This is a genomic window from Streptomyces sp. SudanB52_2052 (genome assembly GCF_964272415.1).
In the GTDB taxonomy this organism is placed as follows: Bacteria; Actinomycetota; Actinomycetes; order Streptomycetales; family Streptomycetaceae; genus Streptomyces; species Streptomyces olindensis.
Genome location: NZ_OZ186796.1, coordinates 7,698,981 through 7,723,567, shown reverse-complemented (window position 1 = coordinate 7,723,567; position 24,587 = coordinate 7,698,981). Strand labels below are relative to the sequence as shown.

General features: G+C 73.2%; 22 protein-coding genes, 3 pseudogenes and 1 riboswitch. Of the genes and pseudogenes, 10 read left to right on the top strand and 15 right to left on the bottom strand.

The window, feature by feature from the left end; all coding sequences use genetic code 11:
- Nucleotides 1-29 precede the first annotated feature (29 nt).
- The 3 genes and pseudogenes from ACSUPV_RS34730 to ACSUPV_RS34720 form a co-directional block, all read right to left on the bottom strand.
- Complete coding sequence (locus ACSUPV_RS34730) at nt 30-833, bottom strand: ABC transporter ATP-binding protein (RefSeq protein WP_436949969.1); 804 nt, start codon at nt 831-833, stop codon at nt 30-32.
- Nucleotides 830-1,315 (bottom strand): annotated as a pseudogene (locus ACSUPV_RS34725) (FecCD family ABC transporter permease); the annotation flags it as partial. The gene ACSUPV_RS34730 and the pseudogene ACSUPV_RS34725, both read right to left, overlap by 4 nt.
- Nucleotides 1,311-1,985, bottom strand: a pseudogene (locus tag ACSUPV_RS34720) (ABC transporter substrate-binding protein); the annotation flags it as partial. The pseudogenes ACSUPV_RS34720 and ACSUPV_RS34725, both read right to left, overlap by 5 nt.
- Before the next feature lie 92 nt (nt 1,986-2,077).
- Nucleotides 2,078-2,187, bottom strand: a riboswitch (cobalamin riboswitch).
- A 79-nt stretch (nt 2,188-2,266) separates the two neighbouring features.
- On the opposite strand from ACSUPV_RS34720, the gene ACSUPV_RS34715 reads away from it, so the two are divergent.
- The 3 genes from ACSUPV_RS34715 to ACSUPV_RS34705 all read left to right on the top strand — a co-directional run bounded on the left by ACSUPV_RS34715 (nt 2,267) and on the right by ACSUPV_RS34705 (nt 5,713).
- On the top strand, nt 2,267-2,695 hold the full coding sequence (locus tag ACSUPV_RS34715) for a CoA-binding protein (RefSeq protein WP_436949195.1): 429 nt from the start codon (nt 2,267-2,269) through the stop codon (nt 2,693-2,695).
- Between the two features lie 131 nt (nt 2,696-2,826).
- On the top strand, nt 2,827-4,467 hold the full coding sequence (locus ACSUPV_RS34710; protein WP_382614310.1) for an APC family permease: 1,641 nt from the start codon (nt 2,827-2,829) through the stop codon (nt 4,465-4,467).
- 22 nt (nt 4,468-4,489) lie between these two features.
- The gene (locus ACSUPV_RS34705; protein ID WP_359790628.1) at nt 4,490-5,713 is read left to right on the top strand and encodes a 4-hydroxybenzoate 3-monooxygenase; all 1,224 of its coding nucleotides are present in this window, start codon (nt 4,490-4,492) and stop codon (nt 5,711-5,713) included.
- 30 nt (nt 5,714-5,743) lie between these two features.
- Here the strand turns inward: ACSUPV_RS34705 and ACSUPV_RS34700 are convergent, their stop codons facing one another.
- Nucleotides 5,744-6,103: an ArsR/SmtB family transcription factor gene (locus ACSUPV_RS34700; RefSeq protein WP_031115053.1), complete on the bottom strand. Its 360-nt coding sequence runs from the start codon at nt 6,101-6,103 to the stop codon at nt 5,744-5,746.
- A 61-nt stretch (nt 6,104-6,164) separates the two neighbouring features.
- On the opposite strand from ACSUPV_RS34700, the gene ACSUPV_RS34695 reads away from it, so the two are divergent.
- Nucleotides 6,165-7,205, top strand: coding sequence for a cation diffusion facilitator family transporter (locus ACSUPV_RS34695; protein WP_359790630.1), 1,041 nt, complete (start codon nt 6,165-6,167; stop codon nt 7,203-7,205).
- A gap of 1 nt (nt 7,206) precedes the next feature.
- On the opposite strand, the gene ACSUPV_RS34690 is transcribed toward ACSUPV_RS34695, so the two are convergent.
- Together ACSUPV_RS34690 and ACSUPV_RS34685 are read right to left on the bottom strand one after the other, a co-directional pair.
- Nucleotides 7,207-7,764, bottom strand: a complete 558-nt coding sequence (locus ACSUPV_RS34690) for a YbaK/EbsC family protein (protein ID WP_031115055.1) — start codon at nt 7,762-7,764, stop codon at nt 7,207-7,209.
- Between the two features lie 44 nt (nt 7,765-7,808).
- On the bottom strand, nt 7,809-8,381 hold the full coding sequence (locus tag ACSUPV_RS34685; RefSeq protein WP_436949193.1) for a helix-turn-helix domain-containing protein: 573 nt from the start codon (nt 8,379-8,381) through the stop codon (nt 7,809-7,811).
- A gap of 97 nt (nt 8,382-8,478) precedes the next feature.
- Between ACSUPV_RS34685 and ACSUPV_RS34680 the strand changes: the two genes are divergently transcribed.
- Entirely contained in the window at nt 8,479-9,336 is an 858-nt protein-coding gene (locus tag ACSUPV_RS34680) for a DMT family transporter (protein WP_031115057.1), read from the top strand.
- Nucleotides 9,337-9,346: 10 nt separating this feature from the next.
- Here the strand turns inward: ACSUPV_RS34680 and ACSUPV_RS34675 are convergent, their stop codons facing one another.
- Entirely contained in the window at nt 9,347-10,144 is a 798-nt protein-coding gene (locus ACSUPV_RS34675; protein ID WP_436949192.1) for an acyltransferase, read from the bottom strand.
- Between the two features lie 111 nt (nt 10,145-10,255).
- On the opposite strand from ACSUPV_RS34675, the gene ACSUPV_RS34670 reads away from it, so the two are divergent.
- Nucleotides 10,256-10,783, top strand: a complete 528-nt coding sequence (locus tag ACSUPV_RS34670; protein ID WP_031115059.1) for a gamma carbonic anhydrase family protein — start codon at nt 10,256-10,258, stop codon at nt 10,781-10,783.
- 6 nt (nt 10,784-10,789) lie between these two features.
- Here ACSUPV_RS34670 and ACSUPV_RS34665 read toward each other — a convergent pair whose 3' ends face one another.
- The 5 genes and pseudogenes from ACSUPV_RS34665 to ACSUPV_RS34645 form a co-directional block, all read right to left on the bottom strand.
- The gene (locus tag ACSUPV_RS34665; RefSeq protein WP_436949191.1) at nt 10,790-11,428 is read right to left on the bottom strand and encodes a DedA family protein; all 639 of its coding nucleotides are present in this window, start codon (nt 11,426-11,428) and stop codon (nt 10,790-10,792) included.
- Between the two features lie 72 nt (nt 11,429-11,500).
- Nucleotides 11,501-13,885: a phosphoketolase family protein gene (locus tag ACSUPV_RS34660; RefSeq protein ID WP_436949190.1), complete on the bottom strand. Its 2,385-nt coding sequence runs from the start codon at nt 13,883-13,885 to the stop codon at nt 11,501-11,503.
- 155 nt (nt 13,886-14,040) lie between these two features.
- Nucleotides 14,041-14,685 (bottom strand): fibronectin type III-like domain-contianing protein, encoded by a 645-nt coding sequence (locus ACSUPV_RS34655; protein ID WP_436949189.1) that lies wholly within the window; start codon nt 14,683-14,685, stop codon nt 14,041-14,043.
- Nucleotides 14,686-14,759: 74 nt separating this feature from the next.
- Nucleotides 14,760-14,894 (bottom strand): annotated as a pseudogene (locus ACSUPV_RS34650) (hypothetical protein); the annotation flags it as partial.
- A 243-nt stretch (nt 14,895-15,137) separates the two neighbouring features.
- Nucleotides 15,138-16,871: a ricin-type beta-trefoil lectin domain protein gene (locus tag ACSUPV_RS34645; protein WP_436949188.1), complete on the bottom strand. Its 1,734-nt coding sequence runs from the start codon at nt 16,869-16,871 to the stop codon at nt 15,138-15,140.
- Nucleotides 16,872-17,309: 438 nt separating this feature from the next.
- On the opposite strand from ACSUPV_RS34645, the gene galU reads away from it, so the two are divergent.
- Nucleotides 17,310-18,275 (top strand): UTP--glucose-1-phosphate uridylyltransferase GalU, encoded by a 966-nt coding sequence (galU, locus tag ACSUPV_RS34640; protein ID WP_436949187.1) that lies wholly within the window; start codon nt 17,310-17,312, stop codon nt 18,273-18,275.
- Between the two features lie 51 nt (nt 18,276-18,326).
- Here galU and ACSUPV_RS34635 read toward each other — a convergent pair whose 3' ends face one another.
- Nucleotides 18,327-18,779, bottom strand: a complete 453-nt coding sequence (locus ACSUPV_RS34635; RefSeq protein WP_382614322.1) for a DUF4442 domain-containing protein — start codon at nt 18,777-18,779, stop codon at nt 18,327-18,329.
- Between the two features lie 163 nt (nt 18,780-18,942).
- On the opposite strand from ACSUPV_RS34635, the gene ACSUPV_RS34630 reads away from it, so the two are divergent.
- A complete protein-coding gene (locus tag ACSUPV_RS34630) occupies nt 18,943-19,965 on the top strand; it encodes a hypothetical protein (protein WP_436949186.1) in 1,023 nt (340 codons plus the stop codon).
- Nucleotides 19,965-21,359 (top strand): MFS transporter, encoded by a 1,395-nt coding sequence (locus ACSUPV_RS34625; protein ID WP_436949185.1) that lies wholly within the window; start codon nt 19,965-19,967, stop codon nt 21,357-21,359. Before ACSUPV_RS34630 ends, ACSUPV_RS34625 begins: the two co-directional genes overlap by 1 nt.
- Here the strand turns inward: ACSUPV_RS34625 and ACSUPV_RS34620 are convergent.
- Together ACSUPV_RS34620 and tuf are read right to left on the bottom strand one after the other, a co-directional pair.
- Nucleotides 21,321-22,166, bottom strand: coding sequence for a spermidine synthase (locus ACSUPV_RS34620; RefSeq protein ID WP_436949184.1), 846 nt, complete (start codon nt 22,164-22,166; stop codon nt 21,321-21,323). The genes ACSUPV_RS34625 and ACSUPV_RS34620 overlap by 39 nt on opposite strands.
- Before the next feature lie 96 nt (nt 22,167-22,262).
- Nucleotides 22,263-23,432 carry an elongation factor Tu gene (tuf, locus tag ACSUPV_RS34615; RefSeq protein WP_436949183.1) on the bottom strand — a complete coding sequence of 390 codons (1,170 nt, stop codon included), beginning with the start codon at nt 23,430-23,432 and terminating at the stop codon, nt 22,263-22,265.
- A 344-nt stretch (nt 23,433-23,776) separates the two neighbouring features.
- On the opposite strand from tuf, the gene ACSUPV_RS34610 reads away from it, so the two are divergent.
- Complete coding sequence (locus ACSUPV_RS34610) at nt 23,777-24,568, top strand: TVP38/TMEM64 family protein (protein WP_037768456.1); 792 nt, start codon at nt 23,777-23,779, stop codon at nt 24,566-24,568.
- Nucleotides 24,569-24,587: the final 19 nt, after the last annotated feature.

Here is a 24,587-nt window from a genome sequence, read left to right as displayed (position 1 = left end):
GCCTGCGCTGTCGAGGGGGCGTCCGCCCCTCACCCCAGCGTCCCCAGGAACCGCACGTGAGGCCGCCCCTCACGCCCCTCGCGGCTGACGGCCGCCCGCACCCCGTACACCTCCGCGATGAGCCCCTCCGTGAGGACGTCACCCGGAGCACCGCTGGCCACGACCCGCCCCGCGCGCAGGACGACGACCCGGTCGCAGCACATCGCCGCGAGGTTGAGGTCGTGCAGGGCGACGACGGTGGTGACGGGCAGGGTGGTGACCAGGGCGAGCAGGTCGAGCCGATGGTGGATGTCGAGGTGGTTGGTCGGCTCGTCGAGGAGGAGTTCGCGGGGTTCCTGCGCGAGCGCGCGGGCGCTCTGCACCCGCTGGCGCTCGCCGCCCGAGAGGGTCTGCCAGGGCTGGCCGGCCCGGTCGGCGAGGCCGGTGCGCTCCAGGGCGGCTCGCACGGCGCGCTCGTCGTCGGCCGAGGCGGGGGTCCAGGCCCGGCGGTGCGGCAACCGGCCGAGCCGTACGACGTCCTCGACGGTCAACTCGACCTGCGTGTCCGACTGCTGTTCGACGACGGCGAGGCGGCGGGCGACCGTACGGCGGGGCACGTCGCCCAGCGGCGTGCCGTCGAGGGTGACGACCCCGCCCGTCGGGGTGAGCAGCCCGGCCAGCAGCCGCAGCAGCGTCGACTTGCCGGAGCCGTTGGGCCCGAGGACGCCGACGGTGGAGCCGGGCTCCGGCGCGAGGACGACGCCGTCGAGGATGAGGCGCCCGTCGGCCCGGCGGCACACCCGGTCGGCGCGGAGCCCGGGTTCCGGCGCGGCCCCCTGGGTCGTTTCGCTCATCGCGCCCTCCGCGTCCGGTACAGCACCACCACGAACGCCGGCACCCCGATCAGCGACGTCACGACTCCCACCGGCACCTCCTGCGGATCCAGGACGGTCCGGGCGAGGGTGTCGACCCACACCAGGAAGACCGCGCCGGCAAGGGCCGTGACCGGCAGCAGCCGGGCGTGCCCGGGGCCGGTCAGGGCCCGGGCGGCGTGCGGCAGGACCAGCCCGACGAAGCCGATCGCCCCGGCCGAGCTGACGAGCAGGGCCGTGACGCACAGCAGCACCAGGCGGGTGCGGGCCACGGACACCCCGAGCGCGGCCGCCGCGTCCTGCCCGAAGGCGAAGGCATCGAGCGTGCGGGCGTAGGACAGGCACACCACGAGCGCCACCGCCAGGACGGCCAGGCAGAGCCGGACGTCGGTCCAGCCCGCGCCGCCGAGCGAACCGAGCAGCCAGAACAGCACGCCTTTGGTCGTCTCGGCGTCGGCGGATGTAGGGGGACTCGGAGTTGGCGAACCAGTACAGGAGGGTGACGTCGGAGGCGTCGATGCCCGAGGTGGCCTTCTTCATGCGCTGTTGGAGGGAGGCCACGAGCTCGTCGCCGCGTTCCTTCACCCCGAACACGGCGGCGAGGTCGCGCACCTCGCCGTAGACGGTGTCGATGCCGAGCGCCTTGTCGCGCGCGCCGTCACCGTCCCCCGAGTTGTCCTTGCCGGCGCAGTCGGACGGGGAGACGTACGTGGGCACGCCGAGCTTCTCGAACTGTTCGCGGGTGGCGACGCCGCCCTTGCCGAGGGTGGAGACGAAGGACGCGGCGACGAAGTCGGGGTCCGCGTCCAGGACCCGTTCGAAGAAGGGGTTGTTGTCGGCGATGCGCGGCACCCGGGCGTCGGCCTTCTCCAGCCCCTTCATCACGGGATCGGTCCAGGTGGCCGTGCCCGCGAGCCGGTCGGCGAGGCCGAGGGAGAGCAGGATCTCGGTGGTGCCCTGGTTGAGGGAGACGGCGTGCCGGGGCGGGGCCGCGACGCGTACCTCGTGGCCGCAGTTGGCGAGGGGGACGGCGGCGGCCTTCGCGGGGGCGGGCCGCGCGTCGCCGCAGCCGGTCAGGAGCAGGGAGCCGGCCGCGAGCAGCACGGCGGCACGGGCGGGTCGGGCGAGGGGCACGGAAACCAGTCCTCAGGCGTCGAGGGCCCGATCGCGGGGCCCGGTCGTACGGTGCTCCCCCGCCGCGCGCGGCCGCGGGGGCCGCCAGCAGGTCTTCGGACTCGGGTTCACCCGGATCGGGGCGCCTTCCCGGACGTCCGCACGACAGTCCAGTGGCCGAGGCCCCGCCCGTCCCCCTCACCGCTGCGCGTCAGTTCCGGATCGGGGGGCCGGGGAATCACCGCGCACCCTGCGTCGTTGTGCGGGCAGCAGCTCTTCCCCGACTCCCGAGGAGGCCGCCGGTGTACGGCGACGAGGCAACGGTCCGCAGGATCCTCACCGAGCTCGGCAACACCTGGGCCGTGGTGGGCCTGTCGTCGAACCGGCAGCGCGCGGCGTACGGCGTCGCCGAGGTGCTCCAGCGCTTCGGCAAGCGCGTCGTGCCCGTGCACCCGAAGGCGGAGTCGGTGCACGGCGAGCAGGGCTACGCGAGCCTGGCGGACATCCCCTTCGACGTGGACGTCGTGGACGTCTTCGTGAACAGCGACCTCGCCGGGGCCGTCGCGGACGAGGCGGTCGCGAAGGGCGCGCGGGCCGTGTGGTTCCAGCTCGGCGTCGTCGACGAGGCGGCGTACGAGCGGACGCGCGCGGCGGGCCTGGAGATGGTGATGGACCGCTGCCCGGCCATCGAGATCCCACGACTTCCCCATCGCCGCGTCGAGGATTCCTGAAGCGATGGCCAGGAAACACCCCTGCCCGGTCAAGGGCGTACAACTCGTCTTTCTGCCGCCGGTGACCGGTTCCTAGCCTGAGGCCTCTTGCTCGCTGAACTCTCCGAGTTCGTTGATGAGAGGCCCCTTGAATGGCAAGCGTCGACCAGGTGGCAGTGGGGGTGGAGGGGAGCCCGGGCGGACTGCGCAGGGACGTCGGACTGATCGGGCTCATGTGGGCGTCGGTCGGGTCCATCATCGGATCCGGTTGGCTGTACGGCGCCGAGAAGGCGGTCGTGGCGGCCGGTCCCGCGGCGATCCTGTCCTGGCTCATCGGCGCGGTGGCGATCGTGCTGCTGGCGCTGGTGCACGCGGAACTGGGCGGCATGTTCCCGGTCGCGGGCGGCACGGCCCGCTATCCGCACTACGCGTTCGGCGGACTGGCCGGCATGTCCTTCGGCTGGTTCTCCTGGCTCCAGGCGGCGACGGTGGCACCGATCGAGGTCGAGGCCATGATCGGCTACGCGGGGCACTGGCACTGGGCGCAGGGCTTCCAGCACGCCAAGGACGGGACACTGACGGCCAGCGGGTTCGTCGTCGCCGTGGTCCTCATGGCCGTGTTCGTCGTGATCAACTTCCTCGGCGTGCGGCTCCTGGCGCACACCAACAGCGCCGCCACCTGGTGGAAGGTGGCCGTCCCCCTGGCCGCGATCTTCATCATCGCGGCCGGCAACTTCCACCCGGGCAACTTCACCGAGCACGGCTTCGCCCCGTTCGGCGCGCACGGTGTGCTGAGCGCCGTCAGCTCCAGCGGCATCATCTTCGCCCTGCTGGGCTTCGAGCAGGCGATCCAGCTCGCGGGCGAGAGCCGCGATCCGGCGCGGGACCTGCCGCGCGCGACGATCGGCTCGGTCGCCATCGGCGCGGTCGTCTACCTCCTGCTCCAGGTCGTCTTCATCGCCGCCCTGCCCCTGGCGTCGTTCGCGCACGGCTGGACGAAGCTCGACTACCCCGGCATCAGCGGCCCCTGGGCGGGTCTGGCCACCCTGCTGGGGCTCGGCTGGCTGAGCGTGGTGCTGTACCTGGACGCGGTGGTCTCCCCCGGCGGCACCGGCCTGATCTACACGACGGCCACGTCCCGCATCTCGTACGGCCTGGCCCGCAACGGCTACGCGCCGAAGATCTTCACCCGCACCGACGCGCGCGGCGTGCCGTGGTTCGGGCTGTTCGTCTCCTTCGTGACCGGCGTGATCTGCTTCCTGCCGTTCCCGAGCTGGCAGCAGCTGGTCAGCTTCATCACCTCGGCGAGCGTGCTGATGTACGCGGGCGCCCCGCTGGCCTACGGGGTCTTCGCCGACCGGCTGCCGCACCGCGGGCGCCCCTACCGGCTGCCCGGCGGCAAGGTCGTGTCCCCGTTGTCGTTCGTGGTGGCCAACCTCATCATCTACTGGTCCACCTGGGACACGCTGTGGCGGCTCGGCGTGGCCATCGTCCTCGGTTACGTCCTGCTCGGCGGCTACGCCTGGTATGCCACGCGCAGGGGCCTGCCGGACGCGCCCCGGCTCGACTGGAAGGCCGCACAGTGGCTGCCCGTCTACCTGTTGGGCATGGGCGTCATCTCCTGGCAGGGCGGTTTCGGGGGGCAGGGCCGCATCGGGCTGTGGTGGGACATGGTGGTCATCGCCGTGTTCTCGCTGGCGATCTACTACTGGGCACGGGCCTCGGCGTCCCGGCCCGAGGAGATCGAGCGGAGCATCGAGGAGCTGGCCGTCACGGAGGTGCCCGCCCACTGAGGCCCGCCTCCATAATGACCGCATGACCCACGCCTCCCCAGCCGCGAACTCCGGCGCCCCGCAACGCTTCCCGGTCGTTGTCGTGGGCGCCGGTCCCGCGGGGCTGACCACCGGCAACATCCTGCGGGCCGCCTCGGTGGACTGCCTGGTGCTGGAGACGGAGACGCGGGAGTTCATCGAACAGCGGCCCCGGGCCGGCGTCATCGAGGAATGGGCCGTGCGGGGCCTGGAGAAGCGGGGCCTCGCCCGGAACCTGCTGGACCGCGCCGAGCTGCACACGGCGTGCGAGTTCCGCTTCGACGGGGAGCGGTACCGGTTCCCCTACGGCGAGCTGACGGGCAGTCACCACTTCGTCTACCCGCAGCCGCTGCTGGTGACGGACCTGGTGCGCGAGTACGCCGACGTGCGCGGCGGCCGGATCCGCTTCGGCGTCCGGGACGTACGGCTCCACGACCTGGGCACCGACCGGCCCTCGGTGTCGTACCTCTGCCCGGACACGGGGGAACGGCGGGTCGTGCACTGCGACTTCGTCGCCGGCTGCGACGGGGCGCGCGGGGTGACCCGGGCCGCGCTGCCGCCGGAGCGGGTCCGGATCGCACGGCACGACTACGGCATCGGCTGGCTCGCGCTGCTCGCCGAGGCGCCGCCGTCCGCGGACTGCGTGCTGTTCGGCTGCCACGTCCGCGGTTTCGCCGGCCAGATGCCCCGCAGCCCGGAGGTGACCCGCTACTACCTCCAGTGCCCGCCGGGCGACGATCCGGAGAACTGGCCGCACGAGCGTGTCTGGGCGGAGCTCCAGGAGCGCCTGGGGGCGGCCGGTGTGCCGCCGCTGACGGAGGGGCGGCTGATCGAGAAGCGCGTGCTGGACATGCACGACTACGTGGTCGAGCCCATGGTGCACGGCCGGCTCTTCCTCGCGGGCGACGCCGCCCATCTGGTCGCGCCCATCGCCGCCAAGGGCATGAACCTCGCCCTGCACGACGCCTTCCTGCTCGGTGACGCCCTGGTGGCCCACCTGACCATGGGCGACGACGGCGGCCTGGCCGGCTATGCGCAGGCGTGTCTGCGGCGCGTGTGGGACTACCAGGAGTTCTCGCAGTGGCTGTCCGAGGTGTACCACGGCACGGCGTCGGGCGACCCGTTCCGCGCGGGCACCACGCTGGCCCGGCTGCGCCGGCTGTTCACCTCGCGCGCGGCGGCGGCCGCCTTCGCCGAGCAGTACCTCGGGACGGCCGCGCGCTACTGACTCAGTTGTGCCGGAGGCTGTCGCTCAGCCTCAGTCGTGCGGGGGGCGGTCGCTCAGTCGGTGGTCGGCCACGTTCAGCGCCTCGTCGACGAGCCGGCGCAGATGGCCGTCCCGGAGTGAGTAGATCACCCGGCGGCCCTCCTTGCGCGTGTTCACCAGGCCCGCCAGGCGCAGGCGCGCCAGGTGCTGGCTGACGGCCGGCCGTGCGGCGCCGCACGCCTCCGTGAGGGTCGTGACGTCGGCCTCTCCCCCGGCCAGGGCGTGCAGCAGGGCGAGCCGGGTGCGGTCGCCGAGCAGGGCGAGGAGTTCGGCGGCGAGCGCGAACTGCTCCTCGCCGGGGGTGCGCGGATGCGCATCGTGCGCAGATGACAGGTGCATGCGTGCGCTCATACGCACATAATGGCGCCATGGGCGTGTGCACGTCCACTCCGCGCACCGGAAGGGGATCCACGTGAGCGACCACCGGCACGAGCACTCCCGGCACGAGCACTCCCACAGCCGTCGGCACGGCCTGCGGCATCGACTGGCCCACCTCCTCACCCCGCACTCGCACCAGACGGCCGACAAGGTCGACTCCGCGTTGGAGTCCTCGGCGCGCGGGATGCGGGCGCTCTGGGTCTCGCTCGCCGTGCTCGGCGTGACGGCGCTGGCGCAGGCGGTCGTGGTGGCCGTCTCCGGCTCGGTGGCGCTGCTCGGGGACACGGTGCACAACGCGGCGGACGCGCTGACCGCCGTGCCGCTGGGGATCGCCTTCGTGCTGGGCCGGCGCGCGGCGACCCGCCGCTTCACCTACGGCTACGGGCGGGCCGAGGATCTCGCGGGCCTGGTGATCGTGCTGACCATCGCCGCGTCGGCGGCCTTCGCGGGGTGGGCGGCGATCGACCGCCTCCTCGACCCGCGGCCGGTCGCGCACGTCCCGGCGGTCGCCGTGGCGGCCCTCGTCGGGTTCGCGGGCAACGAGTGGGTGGCCCGCTACCGCATCCGGGTCGGCCGTGCGATCGGCTCGGCGGCGCTGGTCGCCGACGGGCTGCACGCCCGCACCGACGGTTTCACCTCACTGGCCGTGCTGCTGGGCGCGGGCGGATCCGCCCTGGGGTGGCAACTGGCGGACCCGATCGTCGGCCTGGCGATCACCGCGGCGATCGTCCTGGTGCTGCGGGACGCGGCACGGGAGGTGTTCCGGCGGGTGCTGGACGCGGTCGACCCGGCCCTGGTGGACCGGGCCGAGCGGGCCCTGACCGAGGTCCCGGGGGTGCGGGGGGTGGGCGAGCTGCGGCTGCGCTGGATCGGGCACCGGCTGCGCGCCGAGGTAGCCGTCGTGGTCGACGGGGAGGCGACGGTACGCGAGGCGCACCGCATCGCCGTCGACGCCGAGCACGCACTGCTGCACGCCGTACCGCGCCTGACGGCGGCCCTGGTCCACGCCGATCCGGAAGCGTCCCCCGGCGAGGCCGACCCGCACCTGCCGCTGGCCCACCACGCGGCGGCGTAGCTCAGGCGACTCCGAGCCCCTCCAGCACCACCGCGCCCGGCAGTTCCGCGAGGGCCTTGCCCGGGACCAGGAGCTTGCCGCGTCGTCGGCCGCTGCCGACGAGGACGTAGGGCAGGTCGGTGACGGCCGCGTCGACCAGGACGGGCCAGTCGCCGGGCAGTCCGAGCGGGGTGATCCCGCCGTACTCCATGCCGGTCTCGCCGGTCGCCGTGTCCATCGAGGCGAACGAGGCCTTGCGGACACCGAGGTGACGGCGGACGACGCCGTTCACGTCGACCCGGGTGGCGGACAGCACGACGCACGCGGCGAGCGTGGTCTCACCGGCGCGCCTGCCCGCGACCACCACGCAGTTCGCCGACTGTCCCAGCAGTTCCGGACCGTAGTGCTCCAGGAACGTCGCGGTGTCGGCCCACTCCGGGTCGGTGTCGACGTAGACGATCTGCTCGGCGGGGACGCTGCCCGCCCAGTGGCGCACGGCGTCGGCGACCGGGCCGGTGAGTTCGCCGAGGCAGTCGGGGGCGGGACGGGCGTTGTCGAAGTGTCCGATGGGTGCGCGCATGACCGCACGCTAACAACTCGGGGCCGTCCTCGGGCCGGGGCGTCTCAGGGCACGGGCGGCACCGAGACGGCCATGACCATCTCCATGGGCGCCTCGCCGGTGTTGCCGTACGTGTGCGGGACGTTGGCCTCGAAGTGGACGCTCGCGCCCGCCGGGACGCGGTGCTCGACCCCGTCGACGGCGAGCGTCAGTTCCCCCGCCGTGACGTGCAGCAGTTCGATCGTGCCGGCGGGGTGCGGGTCGGACTGGCTGCTCTCGCCGGGCATGAGCCGCCAGTCCCACATCTCCAGCGGGCCGGGCGCCTCCGTGCCCGCGAGGAGCCGGTTGTAGCTGCCGGCGTCGGTGTGCCACAGCCGTACGGCCTGGTCCGCGGGGACGATGTGCACGTGCGGGCCCTGTTCGTAGTCGAGCAGGGTGGTGATGCTGACGCCGAGGGCGTCGCCGATCTTGACGACGGTGCCGAGGCTGGGGTTGGTGCGGGCCTGCTCGATCTGGATGAGCATGCCGCGGCTGACGCCCGCCCGGGCGGCGAGCACGTCCAGGGTGAAGCCGCGCACCGCGCGCCAGTGCTTGACGCTGCGCGCCAGGGACTGGGTCAACAGGTCGAGGTCCGACACATTCCGTCCAATATTCTGTATGACACAGTGCAACAGAACGCACTATGGTGTGGTTGACCTGATCGTTCACTGAACTGTACTGCGAGGCATCCACCCCATGACAGCGCTCTTCGCCCTGGCCACCAGCCTGCTGTGGGGACTGGCCGACTTCGGCGGCGGACTGCTGACCCGGCGCACGCCCGCGCTGACGGTGGTCGTGGTCTCGCAGTCGATCGCGGTGGTCGTGCTCGGCGCGGTCGTGGTGGCGACCGGCGGCTGGAGCGAGGCGGGACCGCAGCTGTGGTTCGCCGTGACCGCCGGGCTCGTAGGGCCCGTGGCGATGCTGGCGTTCTACAAGGCGCTCGCGCTGGGGCCGATGGGTGTGGTCTCGCCGCTGGGCTCGATCGGCGTCGCCGTGCCCGTCGGGGTGGGGCTGGTGCTGGGCGAGCGCCCGGGCCTGCTGCAGTTCGTCGGCATCCTTGTCGCCGTGGCCGGTGTCTGCCTCGCCGGCGGCCCGCAGTTCCGCGGGGCGCCCGTCCAGCGCCAGGCCGTCGTCCTGACCCTCCTCGCGGCGTTCGGCTTCGGCGCGGTGATGGCGCTGATCGCCGAGGCGTCGACGACGCTGACGGGACTGTTCCTCGCGCTGTTCGTGCAGCGGGTGACGAACGTGGCGGCCGGCGGACTCGCGCTGTACGTGTCGGTGCGGCGCGGGGCTCCCGCCCTTCCCGCGGACGGCTTCCCCTGGCGCTCCCTGCCGGCGCTCGCCTTTGTCGGTCTGGCGGACGTCGCCGCGAACGGCACCTACGCGATCGCCGCGCAGCACGGCCCGGTCACCGTCGCCGCCGTGCTCGCCTCCCTCTACCCGGTGGTGACGGCCGTGGCCGCGCGCGGCGTCCTGCGCGAACGGCTGCGGGCGGTGCAGGCGGCGGGCGCGGGGCTGGCCCTGGTCGGAACGGTCCTGCTCGCGTCGGGCTGAACCCGGCGGTTCAGGATCCCGGTTCCAGCTCCGCGAGCCGGGCCGCCGCCTCCCCGTCCAGCTCGGCGAGCTGCGCCGCCGTCTCCTCGTCCAGCCCGGACAGCGCGCGCAACTGCTCGGGGGTGACGCCCTCCGGGATGGGGACCGGCGGCGGGGTGCGCAGCGGCGGCTGCCAGCCGTCGGCGGGGGTCCAGCGGCGGACGACACGCGCCGGCGCCCCCGCCACCACCGCGTGGTCGGGCACCACGCCCCGGACGACCGCGCCCGCGGCCACCACCACGTTCCGCCCGATCCGGGCCCCCGGCAGGATCACCGCGCCGGTGCCGATCCAGCAGCCGGGTCCGATCTCCACCGGCTCCATCCGCGGCCACTGCTTCCCGATCGGCTCGTGGGGGTCGTCGTAGGAGTGGTTCGTGGACGTGACGTAGACGTACGGGCCGAAGTAGCAGTCGCTGCCGATGGTGACCGTGGTGTCGGCGATGACGTGGCTGCCGCGGCCGAGGACCACGCCGTCGCCGAGGCGCAGGATCGGGTCCGGACCGAGGTCGAGGTCGGGCATCAGGCCCGCGGTGAGCGTGACCTGCTCGCCGATGATGCAGTGGGAGCCGAGGTGGATCCAGGGTTCGCCGAAGACCGTGCCGAGCGGGAAGGCGAGCCTGGTACCTGTTCCCATCGCGCCGAACCGGTAGCGCCCGGGGTGCTCGGCCGTGACCGACCCCGTCCGCTGCACCCAGGCCCAGCCGGCGTGGACGGCGCGCTGCGCGAGGCCCCGTCGCCAGGATGAGAACGTGTTCTTGCGCTTCGGCACCCGCTCACCGTACTCAGCGGTAGCTCACCCCGCGGCGTCGGAGGCCTGTGATCTTCGCCCCATCGGGTGGCGTACGGTTTGCGCGTTGTCGACGACGTTATGGAGGCGGACATGGGTCAGCGGGCGATGATCACGGGGATCGGCGGCCGTGAGCCGGAGATCGACGAAACGGCGTTCGTGGCGCCCACGGCGTCGGTGATCGGGGGCGTGACGCTGGGCGTCGGCGCGAGCGTCTGGTACGGGGCCGTACTGCGCGGCGACGTCGAGTCGATCTCCGTCGGGGCCAGCAGCAACGTGCAGGACAACTGCACGCTCCACGCCGACCCGGGTTTTCCGGTGACGGTGGGCGAGCGGGTGTCCATCGGGCACAACGCGGTGGTGCACGGGGCGACGGTCGAGGACGACTGCCTCATCGGCATGGGGGCGACCGTCCTGAACGGGGCCGTGATCGGAGCCGGGTCGCTGGTCGCCGCGCAGGCGTTGGTGCCGCAGGGGATGGTCGTACCGCCCGGGTCCCTGGTGGCGGGCGTCCCCGCGAAGGTCCGGCGGGAGCTGTCGGAGGAGGAGCGGCAGGGGGTCACCCTCAACGGCACGATGTACGCCGAGTTGGCGAAGGCGCACCGGGAGGTGCACGCGTAGGGGGCCCTAGGGAACCTGTGGTTCTGCCACTTCGCGGTTCTCGCCCGCTTTCTTCGCCTTGCGCTTGAGCACCAGCATGGACGTCACACCGACGAGGACCGCCGCCACGAGGCCCAGCCACGAGAAGCGCTTCAGCCAGGACTCGGCGACGATGCCGACGTAGTAGATGACCGCTGTCGTGCCGCCGGCCCAGAGGATGCCGCCGAGGACGTTGGCGATGAGGAACTTCCAGTACGGCATGCGGAGCACACCGGCGAGGGGGCCCGCGAAGATGCGGAGCAGGGCGACGAAGCGGCCGAAGAAGACGGCCCACATGCCCCACTTCTCGAAGGAGCGCTCGGCGGTGGCGATGTGGCCCTCGCTGAAGTGCTTGGGGAACTTCCTGCCCAGCCAGGCCAGCAGGGGCCGCCCGCCCCTGCGGCCGATGGCGTAGCCGATGGAGTCGCCGATGATCGCGCCGGCCGTGGCGCTGGCGCCGAGGACGACCGGGTCGATGTCGCCGTGCTGGGAGGCGAGCAGCGCGGAGGAGACGAGGATGATCTCGCCCGGCAGCGGGATGCCCAGGCTCTCCAGGCCGATGACCACTCCCACCAGTGCGTAGACGGCCACCGCGGGTACGGTTTCGAGCCACTCCTGGACGTGCAACGCCGGATCCTTTCCCTGTGCTTCCCTGCGTGCCCCGGGAAGCCTACCGGCTCATAGGACGTCCCTCGCGGCTCAGGCGTTCCAGCTCCACTCGGCGACCTCGGGCAGGTCGGTGCCGTGCTCGCGGATCCACGCGTGGTGGCGGGTGCGGGCGTCGGCCATGCGCTGGCGTACGGCCGTGGCGCGCACCGCCAGGCCCGGGACGCGGTCGATGACGTCCATGACCAGGCGGTAGCGGTCCAGGTCGTTGCGGACGACCATGTCGAACGGCGTGGTGGTGGTGCCGGCCTCCTTGTAGCCGCGTACGTGCAGGTGCTGGTGGCCGGTGCGGCGGTAGGCGAGACGGTGGATCAGCCAGGGGTAGCCGTGGTAGGCGAAGATCACCGGCTTGTCGGCGGTGAACAGGCCGTCGTACTCGAAGTCGTTCATGCCGTGCGGGTGCTCCTCGCGGGGCAGCAGCCGGGCCAGGTCGACGACGTTCACCACGCGAACGGACAACTCGGGCAGATGGCGGCGGAGCAGGTGCGCGGCGGCCAGGGTCTCCTGGGTGGGGACATCGCCGGCGCAGGCCAGGACGACGTCGGGCTCACCGCCGTTCTCGGTGCCCGCCCATTCCCAGATCCCGGCGCCGCGGGCGCAGTGCACCCGGGCCTCGTCCATGGACAGCCAGTCGAAGCAGGGCTGCTTGCCGGCCACGATCACGTTGACGTAGTCGCGGCTGCGCAGCGCGTGGTCCGCCACCGACAGCAGGGTGTTGGCGTCCGGCGGCAGATAGACGCGGACGACCTCGGGGCTCTTGTTCAGGACGTGGTCGACGAAGCCGGGGTCCTGGTGGGAGAAGCCGTTGTGGTCCTGCCGCCACACATGGGAGGTCAGCAGGTAGTTCAGGGAGGCGATGGGGGCGCGCCAGGGCAGCCTGCGGGAGGTGCGCAGCCACTTGATGTGCTGGTTGACCATCGAGTCGACGATGTGCACGAACGCCTCGTAGCAGGAGAACAGCCCGTGCCGGCCCGTCAGGAGGTAGCCCTCCAGCCAGCCCTGGCAGAGGTGTTCGGAGAGGATCTCCATCACGCGGCCGTGCCGGTCCAGGTGCTCGTCCACCGGCAGCGTCCCGGCCTGCCAGGTCTTGCCGCTGGCGTCGAAGACGGCCTGGAGCCGGTTGGAGGCGGTCTCGTCCGGGCCGACCAGGCGGAAGTCCCGGCGGTCGGCGGTGTCCCGCATGACCCGGGCCAGCAGGTCGCCCAGGACGCGGGTGGGTTCATGCAGGGTCGTGCCCGGTTTGTCGACGGGGACAGCGAAGTCGTCCAGGGACGGGACCGGCAGATCGCGCACGAGCAGTCCACCGTTGGCGTGCGGCGTGGCGCCCAGCCGGCGCGTGCCCTCGGGGATCGGCGCCAGGACGTCGGCGACCGGGCGGCCCTGGGCGTCGAACAGCTCCTCGGGCCGGTACGAGCGCAGCCAGGCCTCCAGCTGCCGCAGGTGGTCCGGGTTGTCACGGACGCCCGACAGCGGCACCTGGTGGGAGCGCCAGGTGTTCTCCACCGGCTGCCCATCCACCTCGGCGGGGCCGGTCCAGCCCTTCGGGGTGCGCAGCACGATCACCGGCCAGCGCGGGCGCTCGCCCACGCCCTCCTCGCGTGCGGCGCGCTGCAGCCCGGCGATGCGGTCGAGCGCGGTGTCCATCGCCCGGGCCATGGCGCGGTGCACCTGCGCGGGGTCGTCGCCGCAGACGTGGACCGGCTCGTGGCCGTAGCCGCGCAGCAGCGCGTCGAGTTCCCCCTCGGGCAGGCGGGACAGCACGGTCGGGTTGGCGATCTTGTAGCCGTTCAGGTGCAGGATCGGCAGGACGGCGCCGTCGTGGACGGGGTCGAGGAACTTGTTGGCGTGCCAGGACGCGGCGAGCGGGCCGGTCTCCGCCTCGCCGTCGCCGATCACGCAGGCCACCAGCAGGCCGGGGTTGTCCAGGGCGGCGCCGTAGGCGTGGGCGAGGGAGTAGCCGAGTTCGCCGCCCTCGTGGATCGAGCCCGGGACCTCCGGGGCGACATGGCTCGGCACCCCGCCGGGGAACGAGAACTGGCGGAAGAGCAGTCCCATGCCCTGCGCGTCCCGCGACACGTCGGGGTACTTCTCGCTGTAGCTGCCCTCCAGCCACGAGTTGGCCAGCACGGACGGCCCGCCGTGGCCCGGGCCCCAGATGCACAGGGCGTCCAGCCCCCGGTTCCTGATCACCCGGTTGAGGTGCGTGTACACGAGGTTCAGGCCGGGCGAGGTGCCCCAGTGCCCCAGCAGCCGCGGCTTGATGTGCTCGGGCCTCAGCGGCTCGGTCAGCAGCGGGTTCGCCAGCAGGTAGATCTGACCGGCCGCCAGGAAGTTGGCGGCCCGCCAGTGCGCGTCCAGCGTGCGCAGTTCCTCGTCGGTCGGTGCGGTCGGGTGGTGCTGGCGCGGGGCCTCGGGCATGGCTGACTCCCTGGGTTCTGCGACGGCCTCAGGAGGAGTACCAGTCTGTTCCGGTTCGATGCCAGGCGCCTCTCGGCCAGGCGCCTCTCGGCCACGCGTCTCTCGGCCATGCGCCGCGCGGCTGTTCGGCGCACGGCTGTTCGGTGCACGCCGGGTCAGCCGCCCACCCGTACGCTCGTGCGCAGCCGCAGGTCCCGTGACGACGCCCCGATCCACAGGGTGCGCACTCCCGTGCCCAGCACCCAGTCGTGGACCCCGGCGTCCCAGGAGGACAGGGTGCGCGGCTCGACGCGGACGCCGACGCGCCGCTCCTCCCCCGCCCGCAGCGCGAGCCGCCGGTACCCGGCCAGCACGCGTACGGGCTGGTCGAGCGGGAGGTCCGGGGAGGGCCCCGCGTACACCTGCGGCACGTCCACGCCGTCGCGGCGCCCGGTGTTGCGGACCGTGAAGGCGACGTCGACGCCGTCGCCCGTCCAGCGCGCGTCCGGATCCGCGTAGGCGGAGGAGGTGTACGACAGTCCGTGGCCGAAGGGGAACAGCGGCCGCACGCCCTCGGCGTCGTACCAGCGGTGGCCGACGCGGACGCCCTCCGCGTAGGTCTCGGTGCCGTCGACGCCCGGGTAGCGGCGCGGGTCGCCGGCCACGGGGTGGTGGTCGTCGTCGGCCGGGAAGCTCTGGGTGGGGCGGCCGCCGGGGTCGCGGTCCCCGTACAGGACGGCGGCGGTGGCGGCGGCGCCCTCCTGGCCCGGGTAGTACATATGGAGCACGGCCCCGGTGCGCTCCAGCCACGGCATCGACATGGCCGACGAGGTGTTTTCAGGACGACGGTGGTGCGCGGGTTGGCCGCCGTCACGGCCTCGATCAGCCGCTCCTGGTTGCCGGGGAGGGCGATGGTCGTGCGGTCCTGGCCCTCGATGGCGTCCTCGTAGGCGAAGAGGACGACGTCCCGGGCGGAGCCGGCCGCCCGTACGGCCTCGGCGACGTCGTCGGCCCGGGTCGCTGCGGTGATGCGGCGCAGCCGGAACAGGGAGCCGGTGTCCCCGCCCCGGGCGGTGATCGTCAGCCGGTGCGCCCCCCTGGTGAGCTGGCGGGAGTCCGGGATCGGCCCCGCCGCAGGGGAGTGACGTGGACCGGGCCCGGTTAGTCACCCGAGCCGCCGGGGCGGGCCGTCCGGCGGGACGCCGCCGGGCCTGATCCCGGCGCGCACCCTCTCCCCCCGCCGACCTGCCCCTGGCTCACACCCCCACCCGCCCTACGGCCCCACGGCCGAGTGCAGTGCCGTCACGGCATCGGTCACGCCTGCGCGTACGGAACGGAGCACGCCGGTGCCGGACGTACCCCCGGCGTCGGGGCCCGGCTCCGGCCCCGTCGCACCGCAGCATCCCACCTGCGCGAACCGCGTCCCGTGCCGCTCGGGCGCGCGATCCTCGGACGTGGTCCGCGGCGGCTCGGGACGCCGCGCGGGCGGGGCGTCCCCGTACGGGTGGCTCTTCTCCTGACGGCTCTCCCTCGGGGCGTCCTGGGCGCGGTTCTCCCGGGAGGGTCCTTTGTCCTCGGGGGCGATCAACGGTTCCAGCGCCCAGCGTTGGGCGGCGGAGCCGTCGCGCCCGGTGACGATCACGCCGCGGCCCTTGCCGGGGGCGACGGCCAGCCCCTTGCCGGCGCGGGGCAGGAGTTCGCCGCGCACGGTCAGGTCGTAGCGCACGACGCCGGCGTGCACCAGGCAGCCGGCCAGGACGACCGAGCCCTCGGCCGGGTCGGAGTCGAGGCAGCGGGTGGGATCGGCGGCGCTGCGCAGCAGACCGTCGTCCTGGTACGACCACTGCGGGGACCCCGCGGAGCAGGTGGCCAGCACGAGAGGCGCGTCGGCCCGGCCCCGGCCGCCCCGGACGTCGAGGCACAGCCCGGCGTCGAGGTTGCGCAGCCGCCCCCGGGCCACTTCGGCGGGACCGCCCGCGGAGGCGGCCGAGGGGGCGGCGGCCGAGGACGGCTCCGCGGACGAGGAGCCCCCGGTGTCGGGGTCGACCGAGTGGCCGCTGACCGCTCCCCAGGTGGCCCGGGGGCCGGCCGTACCGCCCTCCTCGGACCAGCCCCGGGCGGCGAGCAGTGTCGCGAGCAGGACGAGGGAGGTCACCCCGATCGCGGCGGCCAGCGCCTTCGCGTGCCGTCTCGGCGTCCCGGGGCGCCCGCCCGCCGGCAGGGCGCGGGGCCGGAGCCGATGGCGGCCCCCGGCCGGCAGGGCGGCCTGGCCCCCGTCGCGGCCGGGCCGTGACGTGAGGTAGCGGCGGGCGCCCCAGCCGAGCACGGTCTCGACGAGCAGGTCCTCCAAACCGCCCTCGAAATGGCTGAGTTGTTCGGCGGCGTGCCGGCAGTAGCGGCACGCCATGAGATGGCGTTGCACATCCGTCAGCAAGGCCCCGCCGCGGCGCATCGGAACGTCCAGCAGGCGGTTGTAGTAGCGGCATTCCCGCGTCGGCGCGAGTTCCCGGTGCGCCCGCACGCAGCCCGCCCGGAATTGCTCACGGGCCTGCTCCAGCGCGGCCGACGCGGTCCCGGTGTCCACCCCCAGCAGACCGGCCGGTACGGATAGGGGCTCGGCCTCCACCTCCGTGTGCCAGAGCAGGCATTGGGATGCCCCCGGAAGGGCCCGGAATGCGCGCTCGGCGAGGCGCCGCCTTTCGGGTGTCACGGACCGGGCGGCGCGCAGACCGCGGGCGCCGACGGTATTGCGGAGTTCCGGCAGCACTCCGGAAATGCCGTCGTCGGCCGCCCACTCCCCGACCGTGTCCCGCACGGCCGCGAGCAGGCGCGGGCGCAGGGCGCCGCCGCCCGGCAGGGCGAGTTCCCGGCGGAACGCGGCGGCGGCCGCCATCGACGCCGAATCCGCCGAGGAGGCCAGACAGATGACGGCGTACTCGTAGACCGCCCGCCAGTGCCGCGCCAGTAACAGCGCGACGGCACGCGGGCCTTCACCGGGCTCACCCAACCGGGCGAGGAGATTGCGGTCGGACTCCGCGGGCCTCGCTCCGGGGCGCGGCGGGTACGGCGGGCGTGGGGGGTAAGGGGGTTGCACGGAACCATTTCCTTCCAGCCGCAGGACGGCATGCGAATTGCGCGTCCGTCGGAAAGCAGGTGCGTGATTGGTGCATACCTCTGCCGCGTCAGCTGCGGACTTGGCTGTGAGGCGGCTCACTTTCGCACATACGACTCACAGGTAACAAGGAGTTCGGATGACCCGAGTTCAAAACGCGGCGAATTCAAATATGTTACCGCCGGTATCCGTACCGGCTTTCGATAACGCCGCCGGTCAGAGCGTCGAGTTGTGTGCACGCGAGGACGGTTGGTCCACGAAATCTCCCACTCCACAGCGCTCTCCCAGGCGCCTCTCGGCGCGCTCTCATCTCCGCGCGTCAGCATGAGCCGCATGAGCACCCCCCACCCTTCCGACTCCTCCGCCCCCGACGCCCCCGCCGCCCCCACTCGCCGCGTGCGCAAGGCGGTCGTCCCGGCCGCCGGTCTCGGCACCCGCTTCCTGCCCGCCACGAAGGCGACCCCCAAGGAGATGCTGCCGGTCGTCGACAAGCCGGCCATCCAGTACGTCGTCGAGGAGGCGGCGGCCGCGGGACTCGACGACGTCCTGATGGTCACGGGCCGCCACAAGCGGGCCATCGAGGACCACTTCGACCACGCCCTCGAACTGGAGCAGGCCCTCGCGACCAAGGGCGACACCGTGCGGCTGGACGCGGTGCGCGACCCGGCGCGGCTGGCGAGCATCCACCACATCCGGCAGGGCGACCCGCTCGGCCTCGGCCACGCCGTGCTGTGCGCCCGCCGGCACGTCGGCGACGAGCCCTTCGCGGTCCTCCTCGGCGACGACCTGATCGACCAACGCGAGGCTCTGCTCAGCCGCATGCTCGATGTCCGCGACGGCCGGGGCGGCAGCGTGGTCGCGCTGATGGAGGTCCCGCCGGAGCAGATCCACCTCTACGGCTGCGCCGCCGTCGAGCCGACCGGCGAGGAGGACGTCGTCCGCGTCACCGGCCTGGTCGAGAAGCCCGCCCCGCACAGCGCGCCCAGCCGCTACGCCGTCATCGGGCGCTACGTCCTCGACCCGGGCGTCTTCGGCGTCCTGGAGCGCATCCCGCCGGGCCGGGGCGGCGAGATCCAGCTGACCGACGCCCTTCAGGAACTGGCCGCGGGCGGCACGGTGCACGGGGTCGTCTTCGAGGGGCGGCGCTACGACACCGGCGACAAGGCCGACTACCTGCGCACGGTGGTCCGGCTGACCTGCGAACGGCCCGACCTGGGGCCGGAGTTCACGGCCTGGCTCAGGGAGTTCGTCGCCGGGCTGGACGACGCGCGGCCCGCACGGCGGGACATCGCGGCCTGAGACGCGAGAAGCCCCGGCATCCGGCCGGGGCTCCGTGTCCGCGCCGGCGGATCAGCCGTTGGGGCGCAGGGTCCACACCACGGCCATCTCGCCGGTCACGGCACCGTCGGCGCGCTGGATGGCGACGGCCACCGGGAACTCCGGCCGCTCACCGGCGTCCAGTTCAGCGACGACCTCGGCGGCCGGGCGGCCGAGGGTGGCGGTGGCGGTGACGGCGCCCATCGCCAGCTTCTTGTAGGAGATCTCGGCGCTGACGGCGAGCGGCACGGCACGCGAGAGCTGGTCCCCGAACGCGGCGAGCACGATCGCCCCGCTCGCGGACTCGCCGAGCGTGAACATCGCACCGGCGTGCGGACCGCCCACGTGGTTGTGGTACTCGCTCTGGTCCGGCAGCGACACCACGGCACGCTCCGGCGTGGTCTCGAGGAACTCGAGGTTCAGGGTCCGGGCCATGGGCACCGTGGCGGCGAGCATCTCGCCGATGGACATCTGGTCTGCGCTCATGGCCGCATGTTACTCACGAGTAGAGAGGGCTGACCAGGCCGTGTGACGACCGCCGCACCGGCCCGCCGCGCACCGGCCCGCCCCCGTCCGTCCCCGTGTTGCTACCTCCCCGTCCACGAGCGGTGACCGAATCGTGTCCGAGGCGCGGCTAGGGTTGCTGCCCATGTGGCCAGGACAGCAGCCGCCCGGGGGCGAGCAGAACCCGCAAGCGAACAACCCGTACCAGCAGCCGGGGTACCAGCAGCCGAATCCGTATCAGCAGCCGGGGTACCAGCAGCCCAACCCCTATGGGCAGCAACCGCCGCAGTCCCCGCAGCCGCAGTGGGGCGCCCCCACCCCGGCCGGCGCGCCGCAGCCCCCGCAGGGCGGTGGCGGCGGCAACCGGACGAAGCTGGTCGCGATCGTCGCCGCCACCGCGGTGGTCGTGGCGGCCGGTGTCACGGGCTTCCTGGTGCTGGGCGGGGACAAGGACGACACCGCGGACGGCGGCAGCGAGAACGGCAAGGCGTCGGCGAGCGCCTCGGCCCCGGAGCCGAGCGCACCCGCCACCGGCGACAACCCCCGCGGCGGCGAGGAGGAGCAGCCCACGGTCAAGGGCTGGAAGGTCGTCATCAACCCCAAGTGGGGCACGGCCTTCGACGTCCCGGCGGACTGGGAGGTGGCGTCCCCGAAGTCGTCGGTCTTCTTCGAGGACGAGAAGTCCGACGACGGCAAGCCGCTCATCCTCATGTCGGCACCGGCGTTCTACAAGTCCAAGTGGTGCACGAGCGACGACGACAAGGACGGCAGGACCGAGAGCGAGGCCCTGGCCGGCGCGGGCACCAAGGGCGCCGACGGCGCCAAGAACACCGACGAGGTCGCGGTCAACCAGGTGGCCTGGTGGGTGTACGGCGGGTACACGCAGCCCGACAAGAAGAGCGTGAAGACCGACGACAAGGCCAAGCCCTACACCACCGCCTCGGGTGTGAAGGGCAGTGTCGCGTGGGCCTGGTCGGAGAACACGCCCGACAAGGGCAAGTGCGCGAGCGACGGCAAGGCGGTCACCTTCGGCTTCAAGAACTCGGCCGGTGACTTCGTCGCGTGGAGCTTCTTCGGCGCCAAGGGCGTCAAGGAGGAAGTGCCCAAGGAGACCATCCTGAAGATCCTCAGCACGGTCCGGCTGCACGGGGAGCCGACCGGCGGCTGATGCGGCAGGGCGGCGGGGCCGGTCGAAATGGTTTGGCAGGACGGGGCCTCGGCGGCGATAGTCGGCCGGTGACATCCCGCACCGCCTCCACCCGGAGCCCCCGCAGACCCGCCTGGGCGGGCCGCAACTACTCCCTGCTGACCGCCGCCGCGGTCGTGACCAGCCTGGGCAGCCAGGGCGCCCTGGTCGCGTCGGCGTTCGCCGTGCTCGAGGCGGGCGGTGACGGCGGCGACGTCGGTCTGGTGGCGGCGGCGCGGACGGTCCCGCTGGTGCTGTTCCTGCTGATCGGCGGGGCGGTGGCGGACCGGCTGCCGCGGCACCACGTGATGGTCGCGGCCAACGTCCTGAACTGCCTCTCGCAGGCCGCCTTCGCCGTGCTCGTGCTGGCCGGGGAGCCCCTGCTGTGGCAGATGATGCTCCTCTCCGCCCTCGGCGGCACCGGCCAGGCCTTCTTCGGCCCGGCCGCCGAGGGCATGCTGATGTCCTCGGTCGAGGGCGAGCAGGCGGGCCGCGCGTTCGCGGTGTTCCGGATGGCGATGCAGGGCGCGGCCCTGGGCGGTGCCGCGCTCGGCGGTGCCCTGGTCGCCGCGCTCGGACCCGGCTGGGTGCTCGCCGCTGACGCGGCGGCCTTCGCGGTCGCCGGTGCGCTGCGGGCCTTCCTCGACGTCGGCCACATCCCGCCCCGGGCACCGGGCGGCGGCCTGCTCGCCGACCTGCGGGACGGCTGGCGGGAGTTCTCCGGCCGCCCGTGGCTGTGGGGCATCGTCGTCCAGTTCTCCATCGCCAACGCGGTGGTCGCCGCCGCCGACGCCGTGTACGGCCCGCTCGTGGCACGCGACCACCTCGGCGGCGCGGGCCCCTGGGGTCTCGCCCTGGGCGCGTTCGGGGCGGGCACGGTCGCCGGGGCCGTGCTGATGACCCGCTGGAAGCCCCGCCGCCTGCTCCTGGCGGGCACCCTCTGCGTGTTCCCGCTGGCCCTGCCCTCGGCCGCGCTCGCCGTCCCGGTGCCGATCGGCGCCCTGTGCGCGGTGATGTTCGTGGCGGGGGCGACGATCGAGGTGTTCGGCGTCTCCTGGATGACGGCCCTGCACCAGGAGATCCCCGAGGCCAAGCTCTCCCGCGTCTCGGCCTACGACTGGTTCGGCTCCGTGGCGTTCGTCCCCCTCGCCACGGCGGCGGCCGGCCCGGCGGAGGACGCCTTCGGCCGTACGGCGGCCCTGTGGGGCTGTGCCGGCCTGGTGGTCCTGGTCACGGCGGCCGTGCTGTGCGTCCCGGACGTGCGCAATCTGCGCCGCAGGACCACACCGGTGGCGAAGGGCGTCGTCGAACGCCCCTCAGCCGATGCCGAGCACCCCTCAGCCGATGCCGAACGCCCCGTCGGGGGGCTCGGGTGACGGCACGGCGTCCTCGTCCCGCACCGCCCGCGCGCCACCGGTGAACTCCCGCAGCGCGGCACCGTGTTCCACCCGGGCCGGGAAGGCGTCGGCAGCGGTGAGCCGGACCAGCGCGGCGATGTCGACGGGCCGGTGCCCGGCGACGAGCACGGCGTTGCCGAACCGCCGCCCCCGCAGCACCCCCGGCTCGGCGATCAGCGCGAGTTCCTCGAAGGCGGTGGCCAGCGTGGCGAGTTGGGACCGCAGGAAGCCGAACGGCGCCGCGTCGGGGAGGTTGGCGAGGTAGACCCCGCTCCCCCGCAGCACCCGCGCGGCCTCCCGCACATAGGCGACGGACGTGAGGTGCGCCGGGACCCGGGAGCCGCCGAACACATCGGCGACGATCACGTCGGCCGAGTCACCGGCGGCGCCCTCCAGCCACGTCCGCGCGTCCCCCGCGTGCAGCGCGATCCGGGCCCCCTCGGGCAGCGGCAGATGCTCGGCCACCAGCTCCAGCAGCCCCCCGTCGGCCTCCACCACCTCCTGCCGGGAGCCCGGCCGCGTCACGGCCACGTACCGGGGCAGGGTGAGCGCCCCGCCCCCGAGGTGCACGACGTCCAGCGCGGCCCCCGGCTCCGCCACGACGTCCAGCACATGCCCGAGCCGCCGCGCGTACTCGAACTCCAGATGCGTGGGCTCGTCCAGATCGACGTACGACTGCGGCGCCCCGTCGACGGTGAGCAGCCAGGCGCGTTCCCGGTCGATGTCGGGCATCAGCTTGGCGGTGCCGTGATCGACGACGCGGATCACGGGGATGGACTCGCTCACTTCTCCATTGTGCGGTAGGGCGACGCCCCGGAGGGGCGCGGGGAACTGCGCGACCGGCCACAGACGGCCCGCGGTCCCCCACGCGACGAACCACGCTCACACAACGGCGGTCACGGTCCCCGCCCCCACGGTCCTGCCACCCTCACGGATGGCAAACCCGAGCCCCGCCTCCAGCGGCACGTCCCGCCCCAGCTCCACGGTCATGACCACCGTGTCCCCGGGCCGCGCCACAGCCACCTCCCCGAGGTCGACGACCCCCACCACATCCGCCGTACGGATGTAGAACTGCGGCCGGTACCCGGTGGAGACAGCCGTCGTACGACCGCCCTCACGGGCGGACAGCACGTACACCTGCGCGGTGAAGCGACGACTCGGCACGACGCTCCCCGGCGCGGCCACGACATGTCCCCGCCGGACGGCGTCCCGGGGAACCCCCCGCAGCAGCAGCGCCACGTTGTCCCCGGCCTGCGCCTCCTCCATCGGCTTGCCGAAGGTCTCAAGACCCGTGACCACCGTCTCGACGGAAGCCCCGAGCACCTCGACCTTGTCCCCGACCCGCACCACACCCCGCTCCACCGCACCGGTGACCACGGTCCCCCGCCCGGTGATGGTCAACACGTTCTCCACCGGCAGCAGGAACGGCGCGTCCAGGTACCGCTCGGGCATCGGCACGTACGTGTCCACCGCGTCGAGCAGCGCCTCGATCGACGCCGTCCACCGCGGGTCGCCCTCCAGCGCCTTCAGCCCGGAGACGCGCACGACGGGCACGGAGTCACCGCCGTAGCCGTGCGCGGTGAGCAGGTCGCGCACCTCCAGCTCGACCAGGTCGGTCAGCTCCTCGTCGCCCGCGTCGGCCTTGTTCAGGGCGACCACGATGTGGTCGACGCCCACCTGCCGGGCGAGCAGGACGTGTTCGGCGGTCTGCGGCATGACCCCGTCCAGCGCGGAGACGACGAGGATCGCCCCGTCCAGCTGCGCGGCGCCGGTGACCATGTTCTTGACGTAGTCGGCATGGCCCGGCATGTCGACGTGCGCGTAGTGCCGGGTGTCGGTCTCGTACTCGACGTGCGCGATGTTGATGGTGATGCCGCGCGCCGCCTCCTCGGGCGCCCGGTCGATCCGGTCGAACGGCACGAACGCGCCGGTGCCCCGGTCGGCGAGGACCTTGGTGATGGCGGCCGTCAGGGTGGTCTTGCCGTGGTCGACATGACCCATGGTGCCGATGTTGAGATGCGGTTTCGTACGGACGTAGGCCGTCTTGGACATGGCTGTACCTCGAAGCGTCTGGTCGACGGAGAAAGGAAGTGGGACCCCGAGGAACTCCCCGACCCTCCCCTTGCGGGGTCCGCCGGACGAACCGGAGAGGGTCAGCTTCGGGCGCCGTCCGCGACGGCCGTGAGAACCACGACGGCAGCCTTCGGGGCATCCGTGACCACGGATGCTGCGAGGGCGAAGGCGTGCCGGAACATGACGTCGATCATTGCCGACGCTTTACCGCGCGTCGAATGGTTTTCGTCCGGCCTGCGTACAGGGGGTGCGGCCGGGTTCCTGTGACGCTCGTGAGACGAACCATACGGCGATCACACACATTTGTCGGTTAGTGTCACCGGATGCTCGATGCCACCACCCGCTCTGGGGGCACCGCCACGGCCTCTCCCCGGGCCGCCACCGCGGAGCTCGCCGTCGCCGCTTCCCCGGCAACGACCGCCTCGCCCGTTCCACCCACCGGTTTCGCCGCCCGCTGCACGAGAGTTCTGCTCTCTCCGTGGTCGCGGCTGTCGCTGCTCGTCGCCCTGCTCGCCACGGGCGCGTGCGGCGTGCTGCTGTTCGAGCCGCAGCGGCTGCTGACCCAGGGCTGGCCGCCGCAGCTCGGCGGAGCCGCGGCGGCGGTGGTGTTCGCGGTGGCGTACGGCGTGTGCACGGTGGCGTTCGTGCCGAGGCCGCTGCTGAATCTGGCGGCGGGTGCGCTGTTCGGTTCGCAGCTGGGCCTCGGCGTCTCCCTGGCCGGCACGGTGCTCGGCGCCGGGATCGCCTTCTGCCTGGGCCGGGCGCTCGGCCAGGAGGCCCTGCGGCCGCTGCTGCGCGGGCGTTGGCTGAAGGCGGCGGACGGCCAGCTCAGCCGGCACGGCTTCCGCTCGATGCTGGCGGTGCGGCTGTTCCCCGGGGTGCCGTTCTGGGCCGCGAACTACTGCGCCGCCGTCTCCCGCATGGGCCTGTTGCCCTTCCTGCTGGCCACCGGCCTCGGTTCGATCCCGAACACCGCCGCCTACGTGGTCGCCGGCGCCCGCGCCTCGACGCCGACGTCACCTGCCTTCCTGATCGCCCTGGCCTGCATCGCCCTGCCGGCGCTGGCGGGCGTGGTGGTGGCCTGGCGTAAGCGGCACCAGCTGCGCCGCCTCTGACGAACCGTTACAGCATCCT